Below are 14,669 nucleotides of genomic sequence, written 5' to 3'. Positions count from 1 at the left end.
TTTCTACATTCTCCCGAATCTCAATTCTCTTTATCTATGATTGATAATTGCGATAATTAAAAATCCTCTGCTTTGATAATTCAATCTGCTCCTGAATACTTTTAACGGCGAGCTCCTTGTTCCGCTCTTCCAGTGCTTGAATCAGCACTCTGTGTTCTTGATGATGGAGTTCCATCTCGTCTTCTGTAAAATTATGAAACAAGGCCCGCTGCATCAATTCCAGTACTTGTCTGACAGAATTCGTTAACAAGCTGTTTCCACTTGTTTGAGCGACCTTCGTATGAAATTCAAGGTTTACTTTACGAAAGTTCAAACGGAAATCATCCGCAAAATAGACCTTGTCTTCCTTTGTCAACTCACGCAGCTCTTCAATCTGAACCGCCGAAACATTTTGCACGGCCAACTCAACAGCGGCTGTTTCCAGAATTAATCTCATTTGAAACTGCTCAACAAGATCCTGAATCGTCGGATTCGAAACGAGATATCCTTTATACGGGATGACTTCTACAAGATTCTCATTCCGTAGCCGGTTCAATGCTTCCCGCGCCGGTGTTTTACTAACGCCAAAGTAATCTGCCAGCTTATTTTCATTCAATAATGTCCCGGGTAAATATCCCGGATACCCATATAAAATCGCATTGCGTATTTCATTGTAAATATGCTCCGAGCGGGGCTTCTTGCCAATTTCGCTTTCCATTTTCATACGATTCATCCCTCCTTTGCTTTTCTTTCTATTCGCCTCCTTAAATAGCCACCTGAAACATTGCGATACTTTATCAAAAAGCTACCAATATATCAGTAATATAATCATAATATACTAGTGTTTCGAGATTTAAGTTGCTCCGTGTCACATTATCTGCCACGGTTTTTAATGATGACATGTTATTCGCGCTTGGCGTTACCTTAAATCAGCAGTTTCGTCCCCTCCCCTCTCACTCAAATCGGTAGCTTTTCAACGCCATCGCCTTCTTCTACACCGATGACTTTTTTCGTAAATGATTGTAGGCGAGCTGCGCATAAATACCAGCACTGTTCCACAGCTCTTCCACCCCTAATATTTCGTTGTCGGTATGCCAATACTCCATCTTCCCCGGGCCGAACATGACGCTCGGAATGTCCCATTTATTTAAATAACCGGCATCAATCGCACTGTTCGAGTAAAAAGCTGTCGCTTCCTCATTGGTCACAGCTTTAATTGCTGCGCTTAACTGCTTGTAAACAATCGAATCGTCATTGACCTCAGACGGGAATGTGACAGGCCCTTGGACGACATCAACTTTGTAAGGTTCATGCCCGGCAATTGTCTGTTCTACTTCTCCCACAATTGCCGCAACATCATCTCCCGGCAGTAAACGGCGGTCGAACACGAGCCGACATTCATTTTGAATCGTATGAGTCGCGTCAGGAAAACTTTTGATCGATGTCGATGTTAACGTCGCTTTGCCAAGCTTCGGGTGCTCCCCTTTAATCGGCATCTCCCTTAGCTTGCCGACGACCTCCATCGCACCTTCAATCGCGTTCACCCCAAGCGATGGCGTGCTGCTGTGGCATGACTTCCCGTACACATTCACCAGAATATCGACCCGCCCTTTATTCCCCTGGCAAATCTCGCTGTTCGTTCCAATTCCGACGACGCCAAGATCCGCCTTTAAATCGATTTCCTTCCGAATGCTGTCAATCGCGTCATGACGACCCGTTTCTCCGGCCAGACTGACCGCGAAAATCAGCTCGCCGTCCAGCTCCTCAAGATTTTTGTTTACGTACTCGGCTGCTGCAATCATTGCCGCCAATGCGCCCTTTTGCTCGGAAACGCCTCTGCCGCGCAAATATTCCTGACCACCCTCGATCACAACTTGTCCGGCAAACGGCTCGTTCATCGAGGAAGCCGGATGCGTCATCGCATAGCCTAAAAACAGGACCTTCTTGGCTGAATCCGGCCTGCCAATCCGGCAGATCAAATTTCCCATTTGATCCAGCTTGACGTTTGTCAGGCCCCTCTCTTTTAGTTCAGGTAGTAAACAGTCGCGGATAAACCCCTTTATTTCAGGATCATATTCCATTTTCTCCGTCTGCTGACTCGGTCGTTTTACGAGCTTGCGCGCCAGTTCCTTCAATGCTTCCACGTCGATTTGTTGCTTGATGTTCGTCATCTTTCTTCCTCCAGTCACCAGCCGGTTATTTTCGTTTTTTTGAGCCAAAGGCGAGATCCTTTATTGGGAACTTCGAGCCATTTTTCAGTTCGAGATCACCCGTTGCCAGCTCCATACACGATTTGACGATTTTTCCGTTTACGTTGACCATACAGACGGAACAAATCCCTCTCCGGCACGAAGCTTCATAAGCCAAAGAAGAGTCACATGTCGTACTGATTTCATCGAGTACATTTAATATGCTCATCCCTGTTTTTAATTCAACTTGAAACGTTTCATTGTAGGTTTCCGCCTCAGGTGCCGGTTGCCTTTGGACGGACACTGTAATTTCTTTCACGTTGGATCACTCCCTTAGTTAGGTTGAATGCTTGTCACAACAAGAGGTACGTCCTTAATCTTCATTTCACCATTGATGTTTTGCACGATAATGTTTTTTAGCTGATCCTCTCTGCTTTCCGGAATATCCTTCAAATAATGGGCTCCACGGCTTTCCTTACGTTCAAGCGCGCTTAGCGCAATCGCTTCAAGCAGGGATACGACATTTTCCAGCTGCATGCATTCAAGCAGCTCGCGATTATAATGAAGCGTTTTATCCTTCGTCACTAATTGAGGCAGCTTTTCCTCTCGGATCGTCCGCAGTTCTTTAATGACGCTTTGTAAGTTTTCTGTCGTACGTACAACGCCGATGTTGTTCCATGAGAGCTTGGCCAATTCCTGCCGGAGTTCATAAGGACTCATCCCGTCCTGGCGTTTCAAATAAGCTTGCTGCTTTTCATGAAGGGCGTCCAATTGGGCCGTCTCGATTTCCAGTAATTCGTGCTCTTTCGCATAAGCAGCCGCTGCCGCCCCGGAAACGCCGCCCTGCACCAACGTTTCAGTTAAGGCATTCCCCGAAATCCGGTTCGCTCCGTTAAATCCGCCCGTCGCTTCGCCTGCTCCATACAAGCCGGGCACTGAGGTTTCACCGTCGACATTAATGCGGATACCTCCCATGAAGAAATGACAGCCGACACCGATCTCAACCGCATTGTCGCGGAGCAGCTCCTCCATCAAATCGTTAAAGTTCAGCTTTTCATACGTCCAGTCGCTCGTTACGAACGGGTACCAGTCCGCAAATCTGCGTATCAGATTTTTCGGCAGGTGAGCGGTTGAATAATAGACGCCTCCGTCCGGCGTTCCCCGCCCTTCGACGACCTCATTCATAATCGCAATTGATAATTTGTCGCGCGTGCTTTTCTCCATCCTTTCAGGGTCCCAATCCTTCATAAAGCGGATGCCCGATTTGTTTAACAGCCATCCTTCGAGGCCGTGCTTGCTGCCGAACGAGATTTCATAAATAAACTGATTTCCACGCCAGGCAGGAGGGTTGATCAAGACACCCGGCATAAACTGCGGCATCTCCATATCAATCAGTTCAGCGCCAGCCCGCCAGGCCATCATGTAGCCATCTCCTGTCAGCTCGTCCGGAGCGGTGCGAATCGGAAAAGCTGCCATTCCCCCGCCTGTCGCCAGGACGACCGCTTTCGCCCGAATGGTGATAAACATTCCATTCGCAAGATCATAGCCGTAGATGCCACAGGCTTTGCCGTCCTTTTTCAAAATCTCAAGCACCATAATTTGCTCCATGATCGTGACCCTGTCATGCTTTCGCATCTTCTGTGCCAATTTCCTCGTCAGCTTCAAGCCGTTAACGATCACACCGCGCGGATACTCATGGCCCGGCGTATGAATCAGGCTCTCCGCTTTCAGCCCATCATCCATCAACCCTTTAAGCACGGTTGGAATCTTCCTGACAATCGACTCGACAAGCTTTTGGTTATTCAAATACTTTCCGCCGATCACCGTATCTGTAAAAAACTGCTCCTCCGAATCTCCACTATCTCCCGGAAGTCCAAGCTCCTTTGCCGTCTTGCTGTCGACATTAATATCAGCACTGGCCGTTAATGTCGCCCCGCTCATATTGACCTTGCCCTTTGTCACAACGGTTACATAAGCACCGGCCTCCGCAGCAGCAATCGCCGCCTGCGCCCCTGATGCCTCACTCCCCACTACTAATACATCTGTTGAATACATCCTCTCACCTCAATTGAAAGTCGTTTTTATGTTACCTGTTCAGCTTTATTCATTTTTCAATGCGTCACCATTAAATGGACTGCTGTCAATTTTGATTGATTCAGTCGGACAGCCTTCCAATGCATCATGCATGTCCTCTTCTACTTCCTCAGGAACAACGGCCGTCCCCTGATTTTCATCGAGCATGACAAAGGCGATCCCTTCATCATCGTAATCATAAATATCCGGAGCAGAGGCCCCACAGGCTCCGCACGCAATACACGTCTCTTGATCAACAATCGTATAGTAGGCCATTCTCACTTCTCCTTCACGCTTTAGTTAAAAATAGATGTGCTATGCAGCGGTTGAACCTTCGCCTTCGGGTCGAGAAATGCCTTTGCGTTGTTCACCGCAGTCGGCGCTTCTCCAAAGCCTGTCGCTATCAACTTGACCTTGCCTGGAAATGTGCAAATATCACCTGCGGCATAGACTCCGGCGAGATTCGTTTCCATCTTTGAATTCACGACAATTGAATTTTTTTCAATCTCCAGGCCCCAGTTTTTTAATGCTCCGAGCGACGAAACAAAACCGAAGTTCACAATCACTTCATCGACTTCCAGCTCTTCTATTTGCTCTTCCTTAACATGCTTGATCTTCACCTTGTCAATTCGCTCTCCACCTCCGACCAATTCCAGAGGGACAAAAGGAGTCTTTACCTCGACCTTGGAGGCTTTAAGCTGCTCAACACTATGCTCATGCGCGCGAAATTTATCGCGGCGATGAATTAATGTCACTTTCTCGGCAATCGGCTCCAGCATCAGCGCCCAATCGAGAGCCGAATCACCCCCGCCAAAAATAGTGACACGCTTGCTGCGAAATGCTTCGATATCGTTAATAAAATAATGGAGGTTCTGTTGATCAAATCGCTCAGCCTCTTCAAGCTCAAGCTTCCGAGGCTGAAAAGCTCCATTCCCGGCGGTAATAATGAGCGCCTTTGTAAAATGCTCCCCTTTAGATGTCACAAGCTTCCAAGTATCATCCGCAAGATGTTCCAGCTTCTCAGCTGTTTCCTCCAGACAAACCGTTGGCGTAAATTGATTCATTTGTTCTGTTAAAGAATGAACGAGATCCTGAGCCTTTACCTTCGGAAAACCAGCGACATCGTAAATATATTTCTCGGGGTATAAAGCAGCCAGCTGGCCGCCAAGCTGCGGCAGACTTTCAACAATCTTCACCCTCGCCCCCCTCATCCCGGCATAAAACGCGGTAAATAACCCTGTCGGTCCACCTCCAATGATCGTAATATCGAATGGTTGCTGCCTGTCCATGATCCAACCTCCTGCTATCACTAGATTCAAGTGGAATATCACTGATATATTATTAATATATTTCTTAATGTCTGTTTTTTCTGTCTTTTCGTGAAGTTATCTCACAGTGTTTTTCAGCGATCAGTTAGAGAAGTGAACAACAGAAAGAGGTGTGCAAAAAGGATTATTCTCCTTTTCGCACACCTCTGAAAAAGCAAGCGAGAGCCGGTTAATGAACCGCTTTTGCTGCCTGCGCAAGTTGAACGATTTGCTCCAGTGCATGCTTGATAATTGGCAAATCATGCCCAAAAGAAATCACTTGTGCTCCCCTTTCCTTCCAGTCTGTGATTTTTGTCTGAAAGTCTGTCGCTGTCGGGTCAAGTTGCGGAGAGATCACCTTACCTTTTTTTCTTGCGATTTGAAAAATTTCTTCTTCTACTCTCAGGACATCTGGATGATTCCTTTGACCAGGGACCCCTAACGCATTGGCAAGGTCGCCTCTTCCGCTTAACACCATATCAATTCCGTCAACATCGAGAATATCCTCAAGCTGGTCAATCGCTTTTACATTTTCTATTTGAATACCGACCATCACTTCTTCATTTGTCCATTTTTTAAAACTGGCACCATCGACCGCTCCATAGCCTGATTTTCTAGGCGCCGAAAACATTCCTCTTTCCCCAACGGGCGAAAATTTGGCTGCATTGACGATCATTCTGGCATCACCTGCCGTTTCAATATCAGGTACAATAATTCCTAATGCGCCTAACTCCAACACACTCGATATTTTTTGCTCATCGAGATTAAGTCGGACGAAGGGAGCCATGTTATAATTTTCAGCTGCTCTGATCATATTCTCAATCATCGGCAGATCAACAGCAGAGTGTGCCCAGTCGATTCTCACCCATTCCATCCCTGCTACCCCGGCCAACTCAACAATAGTAGGAGACGGTGTAGCTACATAAAAACCAAACGACACGTCTCCGCGCTTGATCGTTTCCTTTACCCGGTTTTTTTCCAGCCTGTTCTTCATTAAAATCCCCCCTTATCATTCAGCAGCTTGATAGTCTGGTAGTTCGACCCCGTACTCTTGACAGAGCTCTTTCATATCACACACAAAAGGCTCCAACACTTTAACGGTTCCTTCTTGCTGATTAAGCTTTTTTGTCCACTCAATCTCACCCGGCAAAAGAACTTCGCGACGTTCATCGAGCTTCGGTGCCGCTTTTATTTTCTCGACTAATATTTGTATTCTTTCTTTGAATTCATCTATCGGCATAAATGATTGAATATTGAGAGCAATAAACAGATGCCCACACTTTCGTTTTCCATTCGTTTCAAAACTTAACACTTCATCTGCAAAATTCGATCCGGTCAAAATTCCAGTTAGAATATCGACCATTAAGGCGATACCATACCCTTTATAATCACCAATCGGCAAAATAATTCCACTCTCCAATGCTTCATTTGGATCGGTTGTCGGCTTCCCATCCTTTGTTAAACTCCACCCTAATGGAATAGGTTCTCCTTTTGCAGCTGCCAGACGTATTTTCCCTCTAGCAACAATGCTGTTCGCTATATCCAAACTGATCGGATAATCAAGGTGAGAGGGACAGGCAATCGCCCACGGGTTATTTCCCAGCAGCGGCTTTGAACTTCCTGTTGGAGCATTTCCCGGGGAAGCATTTGTAAAGGAAAGACCAATTAAATCCTCCTTTGCCGCCATCTCTGAATAATAGGCCGCTGTCCCGAAATGATTGCTGTTCCGGACGCCAACCACCCCAACGCCCCGCTCCTGACTGATTCTTATCGCTTCATGCATTGCTTTTTCCGCCGCCACAGCTCCCAAACCGTTATCTGCATCGATGATTTTAATATTCGGTTCATCCTTTACCAGTATAAAATTAGGCTGCGGATTGATATTTCCTTGTTTGATATGCCTGATATAAACAGGCGCGATTCGATGAAAGCCATGCGTATAAATGCCTTTTTGATCGGCATCAAGTAAGTTGTTCAGTAATGATTCCGCATGCTGTTCAGAGACACCGAATTGCAAAAAAAGGTCCCGTCCCATCCTCATATACTCATTTGTCTTGATTACATAAGACTTCCCCATGAAAAGATATTCCCCCTTTCCAAGCTTACCGATCACTTTGTTAGTTGTATTTCTTTTCAGATACGAGAACGCCGCTTTGATCGGCATAAACATAATGGCCCGGCACCCAATCAATCTGGCCAAATGTCAACGTCAGATCTCTTTCTCCTTCACGCTTTCCCTCTGTCGCAAAGCGACTTGCCTTCGGATGGGTACCGAGTGCCAGGATCCCCATGTCCAGCTTTTCCAATCCTTCAATATCCCTCACATACCCATTTATAATAATGCCGGCGATTCCCCGACCGGCGGCGATACCTGCTTTCCGGTCTCCCATCCAGGCACAAGGCTTTGAAAAAATCCCATCCATAACAATAACCGAGCCTGGTTCAGCTGTTTCGATCGCCTCCATAAACTTTCTATTGTTGTTGTCAAAGATCTTTACCGTTGTTATCGGGCCTGAAAATGCCTTCCTCCCGCCATAAGACTGCCATCTTGTTTCCGAAATACTTACCTCATCAAGATATTGATCACATAAATCAGGTGTACTAACTTGCATGAAGTTCATCCCCCTTTATTATTCTTAATTTTCCAACTCTTTATTTTGAATTATATAAGGAGTAAAAATAATAGTGGTAATACCGATTCATTATCTACTGGTATAACTTTTTCTTATAGAACCGCTACATTTCTTCCGATTGAAAGTAAAGAAATGAGCTAAAGAGTGGGATCTACTCTTTAGCTCATTTCCTGTTTCGGCAAACTATATTTCTCCATTAAGCGAGAAAACTCTCTAACGGTAGCGAGGACTAGCTCCTTTTCATTATAAATTAACCATGTGTTGCGCATAAGCGGTCTGCCATTATTGTAGAAGAGGTTTTCAATGTGAAGATCCATATCCTGACTAAGGCAGTAACTTGGAACAATCGCATAGCCCAGTCCCTGAGACACCATCTCAATCGCAATTTGGCTATTGCCGACCTCCATGCTGATCAGCGGAGGAGACGAAAAGTTTTCCTGCCACCAGCTGTCAAGAGAATGCTGCAAAAGCGGGTCCGTCGTGAAACTTACTCGCGGTATTGACGGCAGCTCACGTATGTTAACTTTTGTTTTCGAAACGATGCAGATGCTCTCTTCTTTGAGCTGCATCGTCTTCCCACTCCAATTAAAGTCCCCGCGCACAATCGCAACCTGTACCTGTTCTGACTGCAGCAGCTTTAACACTTCTGAACTGTAACCTGGTATCACCTCAGTCTGAACTCTGGGAAATAATTCGTTAAATTCACGTAAAATACCGGGAAGATCTTTATAAGCATAATTAATCGAAACACCAATTCTCAGATTTCCCTGTACTTTATTGTTTTTGAAGTTTTGCAAATGATCCTTCGTTTCCTGAAGACTATTCAGCATTTGCTTCGCATACTCAACGAGGTATTCCCCTTCTGATGTAAAAGTCACTCCCTTTTTACTTCTATACACAATATTGACTTGAAACTCGTTCTCCATTTGTTGAATTCTTTTCGTTATCGCCGGTTGCGACACAAACAGCTGCTCCGACGCTTTCGTTATGCTCCGCTCCTCATAAAGCGCTTTTAACACTTGCCAATCTTTTTCATCCATTCATTCATGCCTCCTTTTGCGGATCACGATATGATGTTTGGTCATAATTTTTTTTTATGACAGCCTATTACGAATAGATATTAACTCTATTATAACGTTTTGTTTTAAAGTAGGGATAGAATAAAGAGTCTTATTTATTGATACTTCGAAATTATCAGGTAAATACAACAAAGGAGGCTGTTAAATGATACTTGGAGAGGCAATCATTCAAAAGCTGAAAGCCTCAGGCATTCAGACCATTTTTGGAGTACCCGGCGGCGGTACATCCAGCGATTTATTATGTACGATGGATGAGCATGGAGTTGAGTTTATCTTAACTCAACACGAAACAACAGCCGCTATTATGGCCAGCGTAGTCGGAGAAATGACTCAAATTCCTGGAGTATGTATTGGCGATCTTGGTCCTGGTGCTCTGTCATTCAGCCCCGGATTGGCATACGCCCAACTTGACCGCGCTCCCTTACTCCTGCTAACAGACCGCTATGGAAACGAAAATGTGAGCTACGCCCTGCGGCAAAATGTATCGCATCATGACAGCTTTTCTCCAATTACAAAACTTTCTTCCACACTTTCCACAACAAACTGGAATTCGATGCTAAACCGGGGATTAAAAGTGGCCTTATCACCACATTACGGTCCAGTTCACTTTGATATTCCAAATGACATTGTGAAGCAGGAAGTTGATAGTCAAATTCAACCGTTTGATGCTCAAATACCGCAGGCTTTCCCGGATGAAAAAAGTGTGCAGCAAGCCGTTGAGGCCATCCAGCAAGCAAAAAAACCCATCATCATCGCCGGCCTCGGAATTAACTTCGGAACAGGAAGGCAGTTTTCCTTATTAGAAGCTTTTGTATCTCAACATCATATTCCAATCTTTAAAACAGCAAAAGCAAAAGGCGCTGTCTCTGACGATCACCCTCTGTCACTTGGACTGTTTATGGGAGGAAAGCTGGAAGCCCCCATTATGGAGAACTGTGATTTAATTATCGCCGTCGGACTTGATCCGGTTGAATTGCTTCCGAAGAAATGGACGTATCCGCAACGGATTGTCTCGATCAGCACCACAGCTAATCTCGAGGAAGTGTATCATGCCGATATTGAAGTGTCGGGAAATCTCGAAAATGGACTAAGGAGCATTCACGAAAAGCTGGCCGATAGCAACAGTCAATGGCAACAGGAAAGCATCGACTCATACAGACAACGCGTCATTGATACGTTGACAGTTCCTACTGAGGGGCTTACGGCTAATCAAGTAGTTGAAGTGGCTCAGCAAGTATTGCCTTCAGACACCCTTATGACTACCGATGTCGGGGCAAGTAAATTAATTGTTACCCAGCTTTGGAAATCCGTTCATCCACGAAGCTTTTTTATTTCGAACGGACTGGCAACGATGGGCTTTTCTTTCCCTGCGGCGATGGCGTTACAGCACCTGTATCCTGAAAAAACCGTCGCTTCGCTAACCGGAGATGGCGGCTTTATGATGAAGCTGCCGGAAATCGCCACTGCCGTTCAAAACAAATGGCCAGTCATCATGATTGTTTTTTCTGATCAGCGTCTAAGTCTGATGGATGTGAAACAAAAGAGCAAAGGATACAAAAAAAGCGTCGGAAATCGATTTACTGCCCCTAACTATGTCGCTCTCGCTGAAAGCTTCGGAGCGAACGGCTGGTCAGCTGATAATGAAGACGATTTGAAAAAAGCAATTCAGGCAGCGGTAAAGTCCGATAACAGAATGCCTTCCATTATCGAAGCGAAAATCGACCCTTCCACTTACCATAAGCAATTTCAAGCCATTCGCGATTTATAATTTTTTAAATAGAACAGGAGGAAAACATGATGTCTGTTAAATATGATGTAGTCGTAGCCGGTGCAGGAAACGCCGCATTATGTGCGGCCATTTCCGCGAGAGAAACTGGATTGTCTGTTCTCGTGCTGGAAAAAGCGCCAAAGCACAAGCGAGGAGGAAACTCCTACTTTACCGACGGAGCAATCCGCTTCGCTTATAACGGAATTGATGATATTAGAAAAATCATTCCTGAGATGACTGACGAAGAGGCAGCCAAAATCAACATGCCTTCTTATCACGTAGACGACTATTACAACGATCTGATGAGAGTAAATAACAACAAAAGTGATCCTTCCTTAGCGAGACAACTCGTTTCGAGGTCATTTGAAACGATTACATGGATGCACAGCCATGGCATTTCTTTTGAATTAAATTACAAAAACCAATCGTTTGAAAGAGATGGAAAATTTCATTTTTGGGGTGGGCTTCCGGTAAAAACTCATAACATCGGGATGGGACTTATCAAAAGCTTAAATAAACGGGCCGAGGAATTAGGAATTGATATTTGGTATGAAGCAAGAGCGCTCGATATAAAAAAAGAGAATGACAGAATTACTGCGATAGAAGTTGAGAAAGGGGGGCAGATCGTCTCGATTCCCGTCCACAGTGTCATTTTAGCTTGTGGCGGCTTTGAAGCGAATAAAGAAATGCGGGCAAAACATATTGGGCCTGAGTGGGAAGCGGCGATCGTTCGTGGAACTGAATATAACACAGGGGACGGCTTGCAGATCGCTCTAAAAGCGGGCGCGGCTCGTCATGGTGACTGGTCAGGCTGCCATTCAATCGGAACGGATTACAATGCACCGAAAGTTGGTGATTTCAGCAAGCCTGGTGATATTTTCAAGAAACATTCCTACCCTTTAGGACTACTCATTAATCGAGACGGAGAGCGGTTTGTCGACGAGGGGGCAGATTTCAGAAACTACACGTATGCCAAATATGGAAGAGAGATTTTAAAACAACCCGGAGCGATGGCTTTCCAAGTATATGATCAGCAAGTTCGCCCGCTCCTGCGTGAAGAATACGACCTTGAAGAAGCGACCGCCTTTCAGGCTGACAGCGTCGAAGAATTAGCCGACATGATCGACGTCAATAAAGAAGCCTTTCTGAAAACGATCGCCGAATACAACAATGCAGTCCAGGATGGCAGCTTCCATCCGAATGAAAAGGATGGAAAAGGCACGCGGGGAATTCACCCGCCTAAAAGCAACTGGGCATTGAAGCTTGACCAGGCCCCGTACTATGCCTTTCCTGTCACATGCGGAATTACCTTCTCCTTTGGCGGCCTGTTGGCAAGCATTGACGCAGAAGTTCTGACAGCAGACGCGACTCCAATCAATGGGCTCTTTGCGGCTGGAGAGATGATCGGTGGACTGTTCTATGATAATTACCCCGGTGGATCAGGCTTAATGTCCGGTGCCGTTTTCGGCAAATTGGCAGGCAAAAGTGCCAGTCGTTATGTAAAAACGATCAAAACAGAAGAAACAACCCTCTAACCCCTTATCAATAAGAATATAGAAAGGCGGAAGGATATGAACATATTTAAAGCCTTAATAGGAGAGCATTGGAAAGAAAGTTCATCCGGTCAGACATTTCCTTCTTCCAATCCGTTTAATCAAGAAGTCTGGGCGTCCATCCCCTCTTTGACGAAAGAAGACGTAGCCGAAGCTGTCGAGGCAGCACATCTCGCCTTTCGTGATTGGAAGAAAACGAATGGTCTCGAGCGTGCTACTTTGATGCACCGCCTCGCTGATCTGATCGAAGCAGAGGCTGATCACCTAGCTCGGACTGAAACAACGGATAATGGAAAGCTATTTAAAGAAACAAAAAATCAAGTATTATTTTCCGCCAGAAATTATCGCTATTTTGCCGGTTACGCCGATAAATTACTCGGTGACTTTGTCCCATTGGATAATCGAGAGATGATTGATTATACCGTAATGGAGCCGATTGGGCCAATTGCTCTTATTACGGCTTGGAACTCTCCTTTATCGCTGCTTGCCAATAAACTCGCACCTGCTCTCGCGACTGGAAATACGGTCGTCATCAAACCGTCTGAGCAAGCGAGCATTTCGACGCTCGAATTTGCGAAGCTCGCCATCCAGGCCGGTTTCCCCCCTGGTGTGATCAATGTCGTAACCGGGGACGGGGCTGCCGGCGACGCTCTGATCCGTCATCCACTTATAGCGAAAGTCAGTTTTACAGGCGGCTCCCAGACTGCCCGGTTGATTACAAAAGCGGTGAGTGACAAGTTAATTCCGGTTACGCTTGAGCTGGGGGGGAAATCACCAAATATTATTTTTGCTGATGCCGATTTGGAAGAAGCCCTGACAGGCGCAATTGCTGGTATCTTCGGAGCTGCCGGCCAAACTTGTATAGCCGGATCGCGCTTACTGGTCGAACGTTCTATTGTAGAGGTTGTCAAAGAAAGACTGATCCAGAAAGCAGCGACAATCAAGCTTGGCGACCCTTTTGACCCTGCTACTGATATGGGCCCAGTCGCCAACAAGCTCCAGCTGGAAAAAATCGTATCGATGATCGCAGAAGCAAAAGAGGAAGGGGCAGAACTGCTCTATGGCGGAGAAATAGCAAAAGACGTCGGTTTACATGGCTACTTCATTAAACCAACGATCTTCTTTACTGAAAGGGCTGAATTGAATATTGCCTGTGAAGAAGTTTTCGGGCCCGTCCTGACGATCATCCCATTCGATAATCCAGAAGAGGCCCTTTCTATCGCGAATCACTCGCCTTATGGCCTCGCTGCCGGAATTTGGACTCGTGACATAAAAAAAGCCCACCGCGTTGCAGCAGAAATCGAAGCGGGCAATGTTTGGATCAATACGTATCGCGCATCAGCGGCCGGGGCTCCCTTTGGAGGAACCAAACAGAGCGGCTATGGAAGGGAAAGAAGCTGGCATGCCTTATATGAGTATACTCATATAAAAAATGTAATGGTGAATTTATCGACGAAAAAGCGCGACCCTTTCTCTATGCAAACAAAATAAAAGGACGTCCGACCATAGTTCGATCGCTACCGCCTTGAGAGGTGAACCCCTTCCTCTCGAAGCTGCTGAAAAAGTACGATTTTCACTTTTTCAGCAGCTTTTTTGTAATGAGCGTAGCCGTTGCCTGATTTTGAAAGCCTTGCTACGAGTGGGTGTCTCGCAGCAAGGCGCGCAACGTGCGAAGCCATTACTCTTCTTCGAGTTACGAAAAAAGAAGTTTTTCAGTGGCCCTGTCACTGTCTACCATATTGGGAGCATGTTTTGCTTTGTCGTTTCAACTAAATCTTTCTTTTCTCTCTCGATCCAAAATAGCCTTTAACTTCGGTGTCAGGACATAATTGCTTTTCCCTGTAATCGCATTTTCAGTCAGCACGGCAAGCTCTTGATCATAAATAATCCCGGCCTCTTCCGGCGTAATCCCGAACTTCCTTCCAGCTGCCTTTAAAACGATAGGGTCATGCCTTTCGGGATTGTACTCGCCATCTTTTTGTTCCAACTCTTCCCATTTGCGAACACAAAAAGAATAAAGGATTTTCTTGTCGACCAATGCACACACGTCCTTTCGTAAAAATAGATTTACATGAGAAGCATGTTCTG

The 14,669-nt window shown here is 45.7% G+C and carries 14 protein-coding genes; 3 read left to right on the top strand and 11 right to left on the bottom strand.

Features of this window, described 5'->3' with window-relative positions; genetic code table 11:
• Positions 1–34: 34 nt before the first annotated feature.
• The 10 genes from ABMB67_RS12750 to ABMB67_RS12705 all read right to left on the bottom strand — a co-directional run bounded on the left by ABMB67_RS12750 (position 35) and on the right by ABMB67_RS12705 (position 9,221).
• The gene (locus tag ABMB67_RS12750; protein ID WP_354572300.1) at positions 35–703 is read right to left on the bottom strand and encodes a GntR family transcriptional regulator; all 669 of its coding nucleotides are present in this window, start codon (positions 701–703) and stop codon (positions 35–37) included.
• Positions 704–971: 268 nt separating this feature from the next.
• Entirely contained in the window at positions 972–2,150 is a 1,179-nt protein-coding gene (locus ABMB67_RS12745) for a M20 family metallopeptidase (RefSeq protein WP_251193851.1), read from the bottom strand.
• 25 nt (positions 2,151–2,175) lie between these two features.
• Positions 2,176–2,487, bottom strand: coding sequence for a 2Fe-2S iron-sulfur cluster-binding protein (locus ABMB67_RS12740; protein WP_251193850.1), 312 nt, complete (start codon positions 2,485–2,487; stop codon positions 2,176–2,178).
• Positions 2,488–2,501: 14 nt separating this feature from the next.
• Positions 2,502–4,223, bottom strand: coding sequence for an FAD-binding protein (locus ABMB67_RS12735; RefSeq protein ID WP_354572299.1), 1,722 nt, complete (start codon positions 4,221–4,223; stop codon positions 2,502–2,504).
• Positions 4,224–4,268: 45 nt separating this feature from the next.
• On the bottom strand, positions 4,269–4,517 hold the full coding sequence (locus ABMB67_RS12730; RefSeq protein WP_251224601.1) for a ferredoxin: 249 nt from the start codon (positions 4,515–4,517) through the stop codon (positions 4,269–4,271).
• Positions 4,518–4,537: 20 nt separating this feature from the next.
• Positions 4,538–5,533 (bottom strand): NAD(P)/FAD-dependent oxidoreductase, encoded by a 996-nt coding sequence (locus ABMB67_RS12725; protein WP_354572333.1) that lies wholly within the window; start codon positions 5,531–5,533, stop codon positions 4,538–4,540.
• Positions 5,534–5,738: 205 nt separating this feature from the next.
• A complete protein-coding gene (locus ABMB67_RS12720; protein WP_251224600.1) occupies positions 5,739–6,542 on the bottom strand; it encodes an HpcH/HpaI aldolase family protein in 804 nt (267 codons plus the stop codon).
• 15 nt (positions 6,543–6,557) lie between these two features.
• Positions 6,558–7,625 (bottom strand): Ldh family oxidoreductase, encoded by a 1,068-nt coding sequence (locus ABMB67_RS12715; RefSeq protein WP_354572298.1) that lies wholly within the window; start codon positions 7,623–7,625, stop codon positions 6,558–6,560.
• 40 nt (positions 7,626–7,665) lie between these two features.
• Positions 7,666–8,160, bottom strand: a complete 495-nt coding sequence (gene rraA / locus ABMB67_RS12710; protein WP_251225143.1) for a ribonuclease E activity regulator RraA — start codon at positions 8,158–8,160, stop codon at positions 7,666–7,668.
• Positions 8,161–8,339: 179 nt separating this feature from the next.
• Positions 8,340–9,221, bottom strand: coding sequence for a LysR family transcriptional regulator (locus ABMB67_RS12705; protein WP_251225144.1), 882 nt, complete (start codon positions 9,219–9,221; stop codon positions 8,340–8,342).
• A gap of 184 nt (positions 9,222–9,405) precedes the next feature.
• Here ABMB67_RS12705 and ABMB67_RS12700 point away from each other — a divergent pair, with 184 nt between their 5' ends.
• Genes ABMB67_RS12700 through ABMB67_RS12690 form a run of 3 tightly spaced genes read left to right on the top strand, consistent with a single transcriptional unit; the run spans position 9,406 to position 14,072 of the window.
• A complete protein-coding gene (locus tag ABMB67_RS12700) occupies positions 9,406–11,028 on the top strand; it encodes a thiamine pyrophosphate-binding protein (protein WP_354572297.1) in 1,623 nt (540 codons plus the stop codon).
• Positions 11,029–11,057: 29 nt separating this feature from the next.
• Positions 11,058–12,563: an FAD-dependent tricarballylate dehydrogenase TcuA gene (tcuA, locus tag ABMB67_RS12695; protein WP_354572296.1), complete on the top strand. Its 1,506-nt coding sequence runs from the start codon at positions 11,058–11,060 to the stop codon at positions 12,561–12,563.
• A gap of 36 nt (positions 12,564–12,599) precedes the next feature.
• Positions 12,600–14,072: an aldehyde dehydrogenase gene (locus ABMB67_RS12690; RefSeq protein ID WP_251225147.1), complete on the top strand. Its 1,473-nt coding sequence runs from the start codon at positions 12,600–12,602 to the stop codon at positions 14,070–14,072.
• A 274-nt stretch (positions 14,073–14,346) separates the two neighbouring features.
• Here the strand turns inward: ABMB67_RS12690 and ABMB67_RS12685 are convergent, their stop codons facing one another.
• On the bottom strand, positions 14,347–14,619 hold the full coding sequence (locus ABMB67_RS12685; protein WP_354572295.1) for a hypothetical protein: 273 nt from the start codon (positions 14,617–14,619) through the stop codon (positions 14,347–14,349).
• Between the last annotated feature and the right edge of the window lie 50 nt (positions 14,620–14,669).

It is taken from the genome of Halalkalibacter oceani, assembly GCF_040544555.1.
GTDB lineage: Bacteria > Bacillota > Bacilli > Bacillales > Bacillaceae_D > Halalkalibacter > Halalkalibacter oceani.
Note: the sequence above shows the minus strand (reverse complement) of the source record. Positions and strands in the feature narration are given on the sequence as shown.

What these genes read in the sequence shown, in the direction of transcription:
- ABMB67_RS12750 (WP_354572300.1), bottom strand. Translation starts at nt 703, where the DNA reads ATGAAAATGGAAAGCGAAATTGGCAAGAAGCCCCGCTCGGAGCATATT.
- ABMB67_RS12745 (WP_251193851.1), bottom strand. Translation starts at nt 2,150, where the DNA reads ATGACGAACATCAAGCAACAAATCGACGTGGAAGCATTGAAGGAACTG.
- ABMB67_RS12735 (WP_354572299.1), bottom strand. Translation starts at nt 4,223, where the DNA reads ATGTATTCAACAGATGTATTAGTAGTGGGGAGTGAGGCATCAGGGGCG.
- ABMB67_RS12730 (WP_251224601.1), bottom strand. Translation starts at nt 4,517, where the DNA reads ATGGCCTACTATACGATTGTTGATCAAGAGACGTGTATTGCGTGCGGA.
- ABMB67_RS12720 (WP_251224600.1), bottom strand. Translation starts at nt 6,542, where the DNA reads ATGAAGAACAGGCTGGAAAAAAACCGGGTAAAGGAAACGATCAAGCGC.
- ABMB67_RS12715 (WP_354572298.1), bottom strand. Translation starts at nt 7,625, where the DNA reads ATGGGGAAGTCTTATGTAATCAAGACAAATGAGTATATGAGGATGGGA.
- rraA (WP_251225143.1), bottom strand. Translation starts at nt 8,160, where the DNA reads ATGCAAGTTAGTACACCTGATTTATGTGATCAATATCTTGATGAGGTA.
- ABMB67_RS12705 (WP_251225144.1), bottom strand. Translation starts at nt 9,221, where the DNA reads ATGGATGAAAAAGATTGGCAAGTGTTAAAAGCGCTTTATGAGGAGCGG.
- ABMB67_RS12700 (WP_354572297.1), top strand. Translation starts at nt 9,406, where the DNA reads ATGATACTTGGAGAGGCAATCATTCAAAAGCTGAAAGCCTCAGGCATT.
- tcuA (WP_354572296.1), top strand. Translation starts at nt 11,058, where the DNA reads ATGTCTGTTAAATATGATGTAGTCGTAGCCGGTGCAGGAAACGCCGCA.
- ABMB67_RS12690 (WP_251225147.1), top strand. Translation starts at nt 12,600, where the DNA reads ATGAACATATTTAAAGCCTTAATAGGAGAGCATTGGAAAGAAAGTTCA.